The following is a 13,641-nucleotide window of genomic DNA, read 5'->3' as shown; positions in this document are numbered from 1 at the left end:
GCGGGTATGAGTGGCCTGGAGACCGGCAAGGAAGCCGATGTGTGCGTGGTGGGACTCGGGCCGACGGGGCGGGCGCTGGCGCATCGGGCGATGCGGGCGGGGCTGCGGGTGGTCGCGGTGGACCCGCGCCCGGACCGGCTGTGGGTGCCCACCTACTCGTGCTGGGTGGACGAGCTGCCGGAGTGGCTGCCGGACGGCGTCATCGCGAGCCGGATCGACCGGCCCGTGGTGTGGACCACCGCCGAACGCCGCATCGAGCGCCCCTACTGCGTGCTGTCGAAGCGAGGGCTGTGGGATGCGCTGCCGCTCGACGACGCCACCGTGCTGGCGCAGCGCGCCCGTACGGTCGAGGCACACCGGGTGGAACTGGCGGACGGCACCGAGGTCGAGGCCCGGGCCGTCTTCGACACGCGCGGCCAGGCGTCGCCGGGCCGGCGCCGAACCGCCAGCGCCCACGGCATTTTCGTGGACGAGGACCGCGCCGCGCCGATGGTCACCCCCGGCGAGGGCCTGATGCTGGACTGGCGCGACGAGAACGGGGCCGGCCCGGACGCGCCGCCCTCGTTCCTGTACTCGGTGCCGCTCGGCGACGGCACGGTGATCTTCGAGGAGACCAGCCTCGGCCTGCGCGGCGGGATGCCGCAGCACGAGTTGCGGCGACGGACCCTGAATCGGCTGGCGGCGCACGGCATTCGACTACGCGGCGACGAGAAGAGCGAGGCCGCGCACTACCCACTCGACTACGCCCCGCCCACGGCCGGTCCGGGACAGGTCGTCCCCTTCGGCTCCCGGGGCGGGATGATGCATCCCATCACCGGCTACTGCGTCGCGGATTCGCTGTCGCTGGTGGACACCGCGCTGGACGCGCTGCGGCGCGGCGACGACCCGATCCAGGCCATGTGGCCGTGGCGGGCGCGACTGGTGTACTGGATGCGGATGCGCGGCGTGTACGGCCTCGGCCGCCTCACCACCGCGCAGTCCAGATCCATGTTCGACGCGTTCTTCACCCGCCCGCCACGCCAGCAGCGGGCCCTGCTCTCGGCACACGACGACTACACCGCGCTGGGTGCGGCGCTGTTCATGACCGTCGCCACCACCTGGCCCTTCCGCTGGCGCTACGACCTGGTCGGCTGGACCAACCGCAACCGCTGGGTGGGCTACGACTTCGGACGCGCCGCCGACGCCGACGAGATCATCGCGGCCGCCGCGGAACTGCCCGATCACCTGTAGCGCGGCCGGTTCAGACCCAGTTCTCGATCCAGTACTTCCAGATGATGGGCGCGTAGCCCGCCAGCGGCGGCACCTTGATATCGGTTCCGGCCAGCGCCTCGGCGGCGCGCTGGCAGTCGAACCAGCAGGTGAACTCGCTGTGCTCGATGATCTCGGTGGGCACCCCGACCTGGCGCAGGATGCGCCCCACCCCCGGCATCCGCAGCGTCATGTCGAGGGTCTGCTTCGGCATGACCTCGACCAGATGCGGCGCGCCGGCCTCGTCGGCGAAGAGGTTCAGGGCGTCGGCCACGCTCTGGCGGCGCGGATCCACCAGATGGAAGGTGGTCCCGGACTCGGCCTCGGCGTGCGCGATGTGGTCCAGCGCCCGCGCCACGAAATCGACCGGCACCATATTGGTTTCGCCCAGCTTCGGCGCCACCACCGGCAGGATGCGCGGCAGCTGCGCCGCCATGCGCAACAGCCGGAAGAAGTAGTACGGCCCCTCGATCCGGTCGATCTCGCCGGTGCGGGAATCGCCGATCACGATGGAGGGCCGGTAGATCCGCCACGGCACCGGGCAGCTGTCCCGCACCGCCCGCTCGGCCTCGAGCAGCGACCGCTGCCAGGGCGTGGCGAGTACCTGCCCGACCTCGAACATGTCCTCGGAGAAGCGCCCCTCCCAGTCCCCCGCCACCGCCACATTCGAAATATGGTGCAGCGCACCGGCCGACAGCTCCCCCGCCAGGTCCACCACCCGCCGGGTGCCGCCGCCGGTGCCGATGGCGTCGTACCCGCCCGCCAGATGGAAGACGTGCGAGATCGAACCGCGCTGCGCCGCAATCCAACGCGGGTCGACGCCCACACCGGGTGCGCTGAGGTCACCGCGCACCGGCCGCACCCGGTCCCCGGCCGCCCAGCCGCGTAGGCAGCGGTTGAAGCGCAGGACCGAATCCTCGCCCGGCCGCACCAGCACGTAGACCTGTTCGCCGCGTTTCAGCAGCTCCGGTACGAGGAATCTGCCGATGAACCCGGTCGCTCCGGTAACCAGGTAAGCCATGGGCACACCATAGCGTGACCCATGCCACACCCCTGCGGGTGCATCCTCGCGAGCCGGTCATACCGGACGCGTGACTCGCCGTGACCGGGTGCAGATGGACGAACTTGCCCGTCCGGACCGGTGATTCACGGCATGCTGTGCGAGTGAACCTTCGGACTCTGATGGCCGCGTCGGTGGTGTGCGCGGGTGTGCTGGCGACCGGCTGCGGCGGCGACTCCTCGGAAGCCTCCGACGCCGCCCCCGGCACGCCCCGCGATCAACTGCTCCTGACCGGGTCGGAACTACCCGCCGACGCCAAGCCGGTGAACCTGCCCGCGGAACGGCTGCGCGAGCAGCTGACCGATTTCGCGGGGGTGCAGTCGGATTCCACCATCGAACCCGAGGAGTGCCGGGCGCCGCAGCTGGAGCTGGAGGCCGCGAGCAAGCGGGCTCTGGACGAGGCCGCGGTCACCGCGGTGGTCGCCGAGACGGTCATCTTCATCGAATTCGTCTCCGGTGGCAGCATCGACCTGCGCGAGTTCGCCGAAACCGAGGCCCGGTGCGACGAGCTGACCGTGAGCAGCGAGTTCGAGGGCGAGCGGGTGGACTCCCGGGTGCGCGTCGAGAGCCGCACCCCGCCCGCCGCCCTCGCCGATGTCGACGCCATCGCCTCGTATTCGACGAGCACGGCGTCGGTGCGCGATGTCACGCCGACGACCACCGTGTCCTATGCGGGCTGGGCGTCCCTGCGCGGCACCACCGTGGCGGTGCGGGTGACCTCCCTCGGCGACACCCTCGACGAGGCGAAGGCGGAGAAGTTCTTCGCCGACGCCGTGCGCAAGGTCGCGGACGCGCCGTAGGCTGTCGCGTCTGCCCGGCGGTCAGGCCGTCTCGGCGGCGCGCTGATAGCCGCGGATCGCCGGGTAGACGAACAGCACGACCATGCCGATGGTCCAGGCGAGGGTCTTCAGCAGCGGCACCACCACCGGGCCGTCCCAGGCCAGGCCGCGCATGGCGTCGATGGCGCAGCTCATGGGCTGATTCTCGACGACCGGTTGCAGCCAGGTCGGATACGCCCCCACCGGCACGAATCCGGTGTTGAAGAACATGAGCAGATTGCTGACGATGCCGACCATCTGGACCAGCACCACGCCCTCGCTGATCGTCGCCAGCGAGGTCACCAGCACCGCGAAACCCACCGCGAACAGCACCGGAATCAGGACCATGGCGATCGCGGCGAGCGGGCCGTTCCAGAATCGGAAGCCCAGGGCGATGCCGACGATCAGCACGAACACGGTGGTGACCAGGACGCGCACCACCTCGGCGAGCAGGCGGCCGGTCAGCCCGGCGGCGCGGTGGATCGGCATGGTCCAGAACCGGCTCAGCAGTCCGGTGACCTTCTCCACCTTGAAGCCGAGCGCGCTCACCACCGCGCCGGTCATGGCCGCGACCAGCATGACCATCGGCACCTGGCCGTAGATGGCGGGCATACCGGTCGCCTGCTTGATGGATCCGCCCAGCACCACGTCGAACATGAGCAGGGTGAGCGCGGGATACAGCAGCACCTGCACGGTGACCGCGGGATTGCGCGCCCAGCCCATGAGCATGCGCTTGCACTGGATCAGGCTCTGCTCGACGAAGGTGGTGAATGCCCGTTCGGAGCGTGGCGGCACCACCGGCAGCGGGACATCGCTCGGCACCCGGTCGGCCACGGCCGCCGCGGCGCTGTTCTCGACCGTACTCATGACCGCCTCACACTCGCCCAGATCGCCAGTGGGATGAATACCACGGACAGACCGCCCAGCCACACCAGCGGCACCCACAGCACCTCCCAGGTGACCCCGCCCGCGGCCATGTCCCGCAGCGCGAAGGAGAACTGGGAGATGGGCTGGTTGCGCACGAAGGGCTGGATCCACTCGGGGAACCGGGACTCGGGCACGAACCCGCACGACAGCATGCCGAAGATGAGCGTCGGCAGGGTGAGCGCCTGACTCAGCGATTCCGGACTCTTGGTGAGCGAACCCAATCCGTCCGCGCCGATCGCCAGCACGGTGCCGACCACCAGGGAGAAGACGCAGAACAGCACGGCCTGCCCCCACCCGGCGACGAAGCGGAAGCCGATCAGGTGCCCCCAGATCAGGGCGGCGGTCAGCGAGGTCACCGACCGCACCAGTCCGGCGCTGATGCGGGCCGACAGCGGCACCAGCGAGCCGATGGGCATGGTCTGCATGCGGGTGGTCAAACCGGTCATCGCCTCGAAGGCGGCCATTTGCGCGTTCGACATCATGGTGAAGGCCATGGTCTGCAGCACGATGATCGGCATGACGTACTGCGCGTAGTCGACGCCGAGCAGGTTCATGATGGCCCGCAGCGGCAGGTAGAAGCCGACCGTGAACACCAGCGGCGTGATCACGGCGACCACGAGTTCACCCTTGGTGACCATCACCCGCACGATGCGCGCGGTCAGCGCCCACCACTGCGCGAGGCTGGACGGCTGCGCCGCCGGTAGCCCCGCGAACAGATCGGATTCGGGCTCGGCGGCCAGTGCTGTGCTCATGCCTGCCTGCCCGAATGCCCGGTGAGGGCCAGGAAGACGTCGTCGAGCGAGGGCCGCCGCAGCCCGATGTCGGCGAGTTGCACGGACGCGCCGTCCAGGCGGCGCAGCGCCTCGGCGAGGGTGGCGGCGCCGTCGGGGGCCGGGATGGACAGCCGTTCGGCGGTGTCGAGTTCGGCGTGCACGGCGGCCGGGACCAGGTCCCCGAGCGCGTCGGCGACCTTGGCCAGCTGGGCCGGGTCGAGCGGGACGATCTCGCAGTAGCTGCCGCCGGTCTTCTCCTTGAGTTCGTCGGCGGTGCCCTCGGCGATGACCGTGCCCTTGTCGATCACGATGATGTTGTCGCTGAGGATGTCGGCCTCTTCGAGGTACTGGGTGGTGAGCAGCACGGTGATGCCCTGGGTCTTGAGCGCCGACACCAGATCCCACACGCCCTGACGGCTGCGCGGGTCGAGTCCGGTGGTCGGCTCGTCGAGGAACACCACCTCGGGCCGGACCACCAGGCCGCAGGCGATGTCGACGCGGCGGCGCATGCCGCCGGAGTAGCCGCGCACGGCGCGACGCCCGGCGCCGGTCAGATCGAATTGTTCGAGCAGGGTGTCGGCGCGCTGCCGGGCGGCCTTGCGGGACAGTCCCATGAGGCGACCGAACAGCTCGAGATTCTCACGGCCCGAAAGGTTTTCGTCCAGGGCGGCATACTGCCCGGTCATCATGACGGAGCGGCGCACCCCCGCCGGATCCTTGCGCACATCGTGTCCGGCCACCCGGGCGGTGCCGGAATCGGGGCGCAGCAGGGTGGACAGGATCTTGACCATGGTGGTCTTGCCCGCACCGTTGGGGCCGAGGATGCCGAGCACGCTGCCGCGCGTCGCGGTGAAGCTCACACCGCGCAGGGCGTGTACCTCGCCGAAGGATTTGCGGACGTCTTCGACGTACACCGCCGGGTCGTCGCCCACGCTGGCGGTGTTCGACTCCGGTTTGTCCAAGCTCGGCATCAACTCTCCACTATCGGCTACGGCGGGACGATTTCGCCTCCCGGTGGGGATGATCCCCTCCGGCCCGCGTGATGTTACCGGCGCTGCGGATGCTCGTTCGTTGCTTCGGTGAAGCACCCATCGCCGGCCTGTGTCCTTGGTCACAAACCCGACGGTCCTCGGATAGCCGCTGGTCGCGACACAGACCGCCCGGTCCGTGCAGTATTCCGAACCTTGTCGGGTACGCCGAACGGACCATAGTCTGGCCCACGGGGAGACGTTTTTCCGGCCTGCGAGAGGTGATCATGGCCGAGTCCGCGCAGCCACGCACGGCAGCGCACCCGGGAGGAACTGGCCGACCGAAGGTGCTGACGTCCTACGACCCGCGCACCGGCGAGGTCGTGGGTGATTACGCCATTATGGGCTCCGGTGAGGTCACCCGCTCCGTCCGCGCCGCGCACGCCGCCGAACAGTGGTGGGCCGCAATCGGATTCGACGGACGCAAACGTTGGCTGCTGGACTGGAAGCGCGCCGTGGCGCGCGGCACCCGCGAGCTGGTCGAACTCGTCAGCGCCGAGACCGGCAAACCCCGACTGGACGCGGCCATCGAGGTGACCGCCGCAGTGGAGCATCTGCACTGGGCCGCCCGCAACGCCGAGAAGGTGCTCGGCCGACGCACCACCGGAAGATTCCGGCGCACGCGGCAGGCGTCGGTCGGCTACCGGCAACTGGGCGTGGTCGGCGTGCTCGGCTCCTGGCACAACCCCGTGCTGACCGCCATGAACGCCATCGTCTGCGCCATGGCCGCCGGAAACCCGGTGGTGCTCAAACCCAGTGAACTCACCCCCGGCGTCGGCGCCTGGCTGGCCGACAGCTGGAGCCGCCTCGCCCCGAATCAACCGGTGTTGCAGGTTGTCACGGGGGACAGCACGACGGCCGCGGCGTTGTGCCGAGCGCGGCTGGCCGCCATCTCCTACACCGGCTCCGCCGCCGGGGCCCGCGAGGTGAGCGCGCTGTGCGCCCAGCACGCCACCCCCCTGCTCGTCGAACAGGGCGGCCGGGGAGCCATGGTGGTGCAGGTGGACGCCCGGCTGCCCGAGGCCGCCGCGGCCGCCGTCTTCGGCGCCATGGCCAATGCCGGGCAGCATCCGGCCGGGGTGCAGTGCGCGTACGTGGCCGAGTCGGTGTACGAGCCGTTCCTGGATCTCGTTGCGGCGCAAGCCCGTCAGCTGCGCCCCGGGGCGGATCGGCGCGCCTCCTACGGTCCGATGACCCTGGAGTCGCAGACCGACGTGGTGCGCCGCCACGTGCGGGACGCGCTCAGCCGGGGCGGTCAGGCCGTGGTCGGCGGACTGGACTCCATCCGCACGCCCTACATCGAACCGATCGTGCTCACCGAGGTTCCGGAGGTGAGCCTGGCCCTGAGCGGGGACGCGGTCGGGCCGGTGCTGGTGGTGAACAAGGTGCGGAGCATGGACGAGGCGGTGGAGCGGCTCGGCGCCCGCTCCCGCTCGGTCGCCGTCTTCACCCGGGATGTGCGCAGCGTGCCGGAATTCGCCGAGCGGCTGAAAACCGAAGTGGTGACCGTGAACTCGGCTCCGGTCTACGGCACCGACGGTCCGGGCCGGACCCGCGACGAACAGCAGCTGCGGGCCTTCGCCCGACCGCTCACCATTACCGAGAAGCACCGGCGCGACCCGGTCGAGCAGTCCAGCTTCGAACGGCATCCGCAGCACCTGCGCCTGGCGCGCATGATCTTCCGGCTGCGCCACCGGGTGTGAGCACGTAAGTGACCGTCAGTTCCGCACGGGGGCGGTCGCGTCGACGCCGAGCAGCACGGCGCGCATGAGCGTGCTCACCCGCGCGATGTTCTCGGGGCGGGCGTCGAATTTGATGCGCCGCCCCACGTCGATCACCTGGGCGATGGCCGCGTGCACCCGGAAACGCGCCTCCACCGCGTCACCGTCGAGCAGATTGGCCCACTCCAGCACGTTCTGGCGTTGGATGGAGCGCAGCCGATGCTGTTCGGAGGCGGGCAGATTGGAGAATTCCGCGAAGTAGACCGGCAGGATCTCCGGCATGGTGAAGGTCATCCGTGCGAAACGCTCGGCGATGCGCACGGCGGCGTCGGCGCGGCTGGTGGCCTCCGCCAGCGCCTCGGCATTGGCGATGGCCACCCGTTCGCCGGTGCGGTGGAAGGCCGCGGCCAGCAGATCGGATTTGCTGGCGAAATAGCGGTACACGCTGGAGGCGTTGATGCCCGCGGCCGCGCCGATCTCCTCGATGCTCGCCTCGTGGTAGCCCTGCCGTCCGAAGATGCGGATGGCCTCGGTGAGCAGCTGTTCCCGCTTGGAGATGACCGGCAGGCCGCGCGGCACGGGGTCGCCGGTGACCGGCGGCGGCGCGGGCGGCAGGTCGGTACGCAGGATGGACCGGCAGATATCGTCGAGCAGTCCGATCAGCCGGGTGGTGGACAGCGTGGTGCGGTGGTGGGTGACGCTGCCGATGGCGCTGAGGACGGCCGCGGTGAGCAGCGTGATGTCGGCGGGGTCGGCGTCGGGGCGTAGCTCGCGGATCGGCACCGCCACGGTTTTGTGCAGGTCCACGTACATGACCCGGATGCGATCGCGGTCCGCGCGCTCCAGGTAGCGGCGCTCCCAGCGGTACAGGCCGCCCTCGCGTCGCACCTCGATGGTGTACTCGGCGATGCCGCGAATCAGCTTGGTGAGTCGCGGTTCCGGTTCCAGGCCGGGATCGTCCGCGGCCTCGGCGGCGTCGAGCAGTTGCCGCGCGCCCATGTCGGCGGCGGCGACCAGCAGCGCGTACTTGTTCTTGAAGTGCCGGTACAGGGCGGGGCCGGAGATGCCGACCTCGGCGGCGATCTCGTCCACTCCGACCGGGTGATAGCCGCGTTCGGCGAACGCCCGGGCGGCAACTCGCACGATCTGCGCCTTGCGGTTCTTGGGTCGACGCCGGGGCGTCGCATCGCCGTCCGGTCGCGCGGAAGCGAGTCCCGGCTCGCTGCGATCGGCGACCATTCACTACTCCTTCTCGGTGGCACCACCTGTTGACAGTGCCGAACAAGTACACCTAAGTTAACCACAATTCGCAATGCGAGCCACAATGGCAATGCGGACCACATCGGCACCGTCGCCGTTCGCGTACCCAGGAGCACCCATGACCGATATCGCGACCACCCCGGGCTTCAGCGCCGTTCCGGACGGACGGGTACTGCGTATCACGATCACCAACCCCAAGCGGAAGAACGCCATCGATTACGACACCATGGTCGGGCTCGGGGAGACGGTCCGGGCGGCATCGCAGAATACCGCGTTGCGCGTCATCGTTCTGACCGGCGAGGGCGGCGACTTCTGCACCGGGGCCGATCTGGCGGCCGCACCCGCGGCGACGGCACGGGGCGTCACCGCGGAGATGACCATGGACGCCGCCAACGCCATGATCAAGGCCATCGTGGATTCGCCGCTGCCGGTGATCGCGCGGGTCGAGGGGGCCGCCGCCGGAGTCGGCGCGGCCTTCGCGCTCGCCGCCGATCTGACCTACCTCGCCGAGGACTCCTACCTGCTGCTGGCATTCATCAATATCGGCCTCATGCCCGACGGCGGCGCGGCGGCCATGGTCGCGGCCGCCGCCGGTCGCCCGCTGGCCGCCGAAATGGCGCTGCTGGGCGAGCGGCTGCCCGCGGCCAGGGCCAAACAGCACGGCCTCGTCACCGACGTGCTGCCCGCCGACCAGCTCGATGCCCGGGTGGAGGCTGCGGTCGCCACACTGTCCAACGGCCCGCGCCGTGCCACCGAGCTCACCAAGCGCGCCCTCAATCAGGCCGCCCTCGCCGCCTTGGACGGTGCGCTCGCGGCCGAGAAGATCGGTCAGTCCGAGCTTTTGGAGGCACCGGACTTCGCCGAAGGCGCGGCCGCCATGCTCCAGAAGCGCAAGCCGGTGTTCACCGACTGAACCCACCGGCGCCCGCACCCTCACACCGGTCGCGCGCAGCCGCGCAGCGACTCCAGGTAGCGCGTCATGGCGTCGCGGTTGCGGGTCAGCAGGTCGATGCGCTGGCTCATGCGGTCGCGCTGGTGTTCCAGGGTTGCGATGATTTCCGGTGTGGCATCGGCGAAGTGGATGTCGGCGGGGTCGTCGAGGCAGGGCAGGATCTGTTTGATGATGCGGGTCGGGAGACCCGCCTCCAGCAGGCCGCGAATATGCAGCACCTGCTCCACGAAGCGCTCGTCGTAATCTCGATAACCATTGGCGGAGCGAGTGACTCGCAGCAGGCCCTGTTGTTCGTAGTAGCGCAGCAGGCGCGGCGAGGTCTCGGTGCGTTCCGCCAGTTCCTTGATTCGCATATGCCGCACCTCACATCGGCTACCGGTTGACCTTCACATCAATGTCAATGTTCGAGCATAGCGCCATGAGTAAGGACGTCACCCTCTTCGACTACGGCCCCATCGCCGGACGGGAACCGCTGCGCTGGCCGGACGGCAAATCCGTCGCCTTCTACGTCGGGCTCAATATCGAGCACTTCTACGTGGACCTGCCGGGCACTGCCACCTACGAGGGCACAACGGCGCTGACCCCGGACCCACTCAATTACGGCTGGCGCGACTACGGCCCGCGGGTGGGCATCTGGCGGGTGATACAGGCGCTCGACACCCACGGCATCCGGGCCAGTGCGCTGTTGAATTCCGATGTGGGCGAACGCTATCCCCAGATCATCGCGGCGGGCCGGGAGCGCGACTGGGTCTGGCTGGCGCACGGCAGCAGCAACAGCCACCTGCACACCGACCTCGCGCGCGAGGAGGAGCGCACGGCTCTGCGCGAGATCGTCACCACTATCGAGAAGACCACCGGACAGCGGCCGCAGGGCTGGATGGGACCCGGTCTGACCGAAACATTCGCCACCCCGGAACTGTTGGCCGAGTTGGGACTTCGGTACGTCCTCGACTGGACCAACGACGACCAGCCCTACCGTCTGAACGTGCCCGGCATGTTGAGCCTCCCGTATTCGGTGGAACTCAACGACATCGGCGCCTTCGTGAGCAAGGGCCTGACCGGACCCGATTTCGCCCGGATGATGAAGGATCAGCTCGACCAACTCGTCGCCGACGCCGAGGCGGACGACAGCGGCCGGGTGCTGCCCCTTGCCCTGCACCCGTTCGTGATCGGGCAGGCGTTCCGGCACCGCTATCTGGTCGAGGCCCTGGACTACATCACCGGCCATCCGGCCGTATGGGTGACGACGAGCGACGACATCGCCGATCACTACGCGCGCTCGGCCGCCTGAGCGCTGCCGCGCACCCCCGCTCCGGATTGCCCGGAACGGGGGCGCGGCCCTGCGTGCGGCCCCCTGCGCCGCACGAGCGGTTGTGACACCGCGTGGGACACGGTCACCCTCCGGCGACCGTGAGATAGATCAGCGCCACGTTCAGCGCCGAGATGATGCCCGCGACGACCCAGGCCAGGCCGGTGGTGACGCGGTGGTTGACGTCCTCGCCCATCAGCGCGCGATCACTGGTGAAGCGCACCAGGGGAATCAGGGCGAAGGGGATGCCGAAGGACAACACCACCTGCGAGACGATCAGCGCCCGGGTGGGGTCGACGCCGACGGCAAGGACGGCGAGGGCCGGGACGAGGGTCACCACGCGGCGCACCAGCAGCGGCACCGTGCGGTGCAGCAGACCGTCCATGATCATCGCGCCCGCGTACGCGCCCACCGAAGCCGAGGCCAGTCCGGAGGCGAGCAGCCCGATGGCCAGCAGCAGCGCCGCGCCGGGGCCGAGCACATCGCGTACCGCGCCGTGGGCGGCCTCGATGGTGTCGATGCCCTCGCGCCCGCGCAGCGTCTGGGCGGCCATGAGCAGCATGGCCATGTTCACCGTGCCCGCCAGCACCATGGCCAGGCCGACATCGACCTTGGTGATCTTCAGCAGCCGGACGCGCGCCGGACCGGGTTCGGGGCTGCCGTGCCGGTCGCGGGCCAGTCCGGAGTGCAGGTAGACCGCGTGCGGCATGACGGTCGCGCCGATCATGGCGGCGGCGAGCAGAACGCTCTCGCTGCCGTCGAAACGCGGGACCAGGCCGCCCAGCGTGCCCGCCGCCGAAGGCGGTGCGATGACCACGCTGGCCAGGAATCCCACCGCGATGACGGCCAGCATGCCGGTGACGACGCGTTCGAAGGGCCGCTGCCCGCGTCGGTTCTGCACGGCCAGCAGGGCCAGCGACACCAATCCGGTGATGACGCCGCCCATCAGCAGCGGCAGGCCGAAGAGCAGGTTCAGCGCGATGGCGCCACCCACCACCTCGGCGAGATCGGTGGCCATGGCGACGACCTCGGCCTGTGCCCAGTACGACAGGCGGACCGGGCGGCCGGCCTTGGCACGCACCGCCTCGGGCAGCGACATGCCGGTCACCAGCCCGAGTTTGGCGCTGAGGAATTGCACCAGTCCGGCCATCACATTCGCCATGACGATGACCCACACCAGCAGATATCCGAATTGCGCGCCCGCGCTGATATTCGAGGCGACATTGCCGGGGTCCACGTAGGCGATGGCGGCGACGAAGGCCGGACCGAGCATTACCGCCGCGGACCGGGCGCGTTGCCGCGCGGAACGCGGCGGTTCGGTCAGTACGGTAGTGCTCACAAAACAAAGTTTATGGGTTACCGAACTTATCGTTCAGCGAGACCCCGATCAAAGAGACCAATCTCCCTGTTTCCAGGTGAGAACATTCGGCGCCGCACGACAAAGCCCCGCCCGCACGGCAGTGCGGACGGGGCGTCGATCCTCGGTTCGGCTACCGCCTACAGACCCAGGCCGCGGGCCAGCACCGGCCACGAGTTCATGAACTCGTCGTTCCAGTAGCCCCACGAGTGGGTGCCGGAGCTGCGGAAGTTGTAGGTCGCCGGGATGCCGAGCGAATCCAGCTTGTTCTTCAGGTTGGCGGTGCAGTACTGGGTGCCCGCCTCGATGGCGCCGCCGATGATGAGCTGGTTGGCCAGGCCGTACGCACCGGGCAGCGCGTACTCGCCGTTCAGCGTGTCGTACTGGCCGGGCAGGCCGTTGCCGGTGGAGATGTACAGCTCGACGCCGCGCAGCTTGTCGGCGTTGACCACCGGATCGTTCTCGACCCAGGCGGGCGAGTCCGGCGGGCCGTACATGTTCTCCATCTCGCCGCCGCCCCAGACCTCGACGGTCAGGCGCATGAACTCACGGCCCACCGGATCTGCGAACTGGGCGCAGCCCGAGTAGGCGGCGGCGGCCTTGTACAGCCCCGGGGCCTTCTCGGGTAGCTGGAGCACGGTGGTGCCGGAGGTGGAGATGCCCGCGATGGCGTTGATGCCGTTGGTACCGAGGGCGGCGTCGATGAGCGGCGGCAGCTCCTCGGTGAAGAAGGTCGTCCACTTGTTGACGCCCAGATTCGGGTCGGGCTGCTGCCAGTCGGTGTAGTATGACCACTTGCCGCCGATCGGCTGGACCACGTTGACGTTCTTGTCACCGAGGAAGCCGTTCACGATGTCGGTCTTCTTCTGCCACGAGGCGTCGTCCTGACCGCCGCCCGCGCCATTGAGCAGGTAGAGGGTCGGGCGCGGTGCCGAGGTGTCGGCGGGCCGCTGCACATCGACCGGGTAGGTGGCGTCCATGGCGGCCGAGTAGACGTAGAGGCGGATGTTCCGCTCGTCCTTCATCTCGGCCTTGGTGATCTTCGAACCGTCGGGGGCGACGGGATCGGCGAGCAGCTTCTTGTTGTCGATGATCGGGTCAGCGACAGCGCTCTGCGTGCCGATGCCGGCGGTCAGACCGGTGAGTACGGCGGTGGCCGCGATGAGCGCGGCCGCACGCACGCCGCGG

General features: G+C 69.4%; 13 protein-coding genes. 5 read left to right on the top strand and 8 right to left on the bottom strand.

Features of this window, described 5'->3' with window-relative positions; translation table 11 throughout:
• Nucleotides 1-6: 6 nt before the first annotated feature.
• Nucleotides 7-1,230: a lycopene cyclase family protein gene (locus tag QMO76_RS06600; RefSeq protein ID WP_306360301.1), complete on the top strand. Its 1,224-nt coding sequence runs from the start codon at nt 7-9 to the stop codon at nt 1,228-1,230.
• 10 nt (nt 1,231-1,240) lie between these two features.
• On the opposite strand, the gene QMO76_RS06595 is transcribed toward QMO76_RS06600, so the two are convergent.
• On the bottom strand, nt 1,241-2,269 hold the full coding sequence (locus QMO76_RS06595) for an SDR family oxidoreductase (protein ID WP_306360300.1): 1,029 nt from the start codon (nt 2,267-2,269) through the stop codon (nt 1,241-1,243).
• 143 nt (nt 2,270-2,412) lie between these two features.
• Here QMO76_RS06595 and QMO76_RS06590 point away from each other — a divergent pair, with 143 nt between their 5' ends.
• Nucleotides 2,413-3,108, top strand: coding sequence for a hypothetical protein (locus tag QMO76_RS06590; RefSeq protein ID WP_306360299.1), 696 nt, complete (start codon nt 2,413-2,415; stop codon nt 3,106-3,108).
• A 21-nt stretch (nt 3,109-3,129) separates the two neighbouring features.
• Here the strand turns inward: QMO76_RS06590 and QMO76_RS06585 are convergent, their stop codons facing one another.
• Genes QMO76_RS06585 through QMO76_RS06575 form a run of 3 tightly spaced genes read right to left on the bottom strand, consistent with a single transcriptional unit; the run spans nt 3,130 to nt 5,797 of the window.
• On the bottom strand, nt 3,130-3,993 hold the full coding sequence (locus QMO76_RS06585) for an ABC transporter permease (protein ID WP_306360298.1): 864 nt from the start codon (nt 3,991-3,993) through the stop codon (nt 3,130-3,132).
• Nucleotides 3,990-4,805 (bottom strand): ABC transporter permease, encoded by an 816-nt coding sequence (locus tag QMO76_RS06580; RefSeq protein ID WP_306360297.1) that lies wholly within the window; start codon nt 4,803-4,805, stop codon nt 3,990-3,992. Before QMO76_RS06580 ends, QMO76_RS06585 begins: the two co-directional genes overlap by 4 nt.
• Entirely contained in the window at nt 4,802-5,797 is a 996-nt protein-coding gene (locus tag QMO76_RS06575) for an ATP-binding cassette domain-containing protein (protein ID WP_306360296.1), read from the bottom strand. The genes QMO76_RS06580 and QMO76_RS06575 overlap by 4 nt, the downstream gene beginning before the upstream one ends.
• Before the next feature lie 344 nt (nt 5,798-6,141).
• Between QMO76_RS06575 and QMO76_RS06570 the strand changes: the two genes are divergently transcribed.
• Nucleotides 6,142-7,557 carry an aldehyde dehydrogenase family protein gene (locus QMO76_RS06570; protein WP_306360295.1) on the top strand — a complete coding sequence of 472 codons (1,416 nt, stop codon included), beginning with the start codon at nt 6,142-6,144 and terminating at the stop codon, nt 7,555-7,557.
• Between the two features lie 15 nt (nt 7,558-7,572).
• Here the strand turns inward: QMO76_RS06570 and QMO76_RS06565 are convergent, their stop codons facing one another.
• Nucleotides 7,573-8,814, bottom strand: coding sequence for a TetR/AcrR family transcriptional regulator (locus tag QMO76_RS06565; protein WP_306360294.1), 1,242 nt, complete (start codon nt 8,812-8,814; stop codon nt 7,573-7,575).
• A 139-nt stretch (nt 8,815-8,953) separates the two neighbouring features.
• On the opposite strand from QMO76_RS06565, the gene QMO76_RS06560 reads away from it, so the two are divergent.
• Nucleotides 8,954-9,748, top strand: a complete 795-nt coding sequence (locus QMO76_RS06560) for an enoyl-CoA hydratase-related protein (protein ID WP_306360293.1) — start codon at nt 8,954-8,956, stop codon at nt 9,746-9,748.
• 20 nt (nt 9,749-9,768) lie between these two features.
• On the opposite strand, the gene QMO76_RS06555 is transcribed toward QMO76_RS06560, so the two are convergent.
• Complete coding sequence (locus QMO76_RS06555; protein WP_306360292.1) at nt 9,769-10,140, bottom strand: MerR family transcriptional regulator; 372 nt, start codon at nt 10,138-10,140, stop codon at nt 9,769-9,771.
• Between the two features lie 65 nt (nt 10,141-10,205).
• Here QMO76_RS06555 and QMO76_RS06550 point away from each other — a divergent pair, with 65 nt between their 5' ends.
• Entirely contained in the window at nt 10,206-11,078 is an 873-nt protein-coding gene (locus QMO76_RS06550; RefSeq protein ID WP_306360291.1) for a polysaccharide deacetylase family protein, read from the top strand.
• Between the two features lie 103 nt (nt 11,079-11,181).
• Here QMO76_RS06550 and QMO76_RS06545 read toward each other — a convergent pair whose 3' ends face one another.
• Nucleotides 11,182-12,435, bottom strand: a complete 1,254-nt coding sequence (locus tag QMO76_RS06545; protein ID WP_372341911.1) for an Nramp family divalent metal transporter — start codon at nt 12,433-12,435, stop codon at nt 11,182-11,184.
• Nucleotides 12,436-12,593: 158 nt separating this feature from the next.
• Nucleotides 12,594-13,634, bottom strand: a complete 1,041-nt coding sequence (locus QMO76_RS06540; RefSeq protein ID WP_306360635.1) for an alpha/beta hydrolase family protein — start codon at nt 13,632-13,634, stop codon at nt 12,594-12,596.
• Between the last annotated feature and the right edge of the window lie 7 nt (nt 13,635-13,641).

Source organism: Nocardia sp. CC227C (assembly GCF_030767025.1).
Lineage (GTDB): Bacteria > Actinomycetota > Actinomycetes > Mycobacteriales > Mycobacteriaceae > Nocardia.
This window is presented reverse-complemented; position numbering and strand designations above follow the sequence as displayed.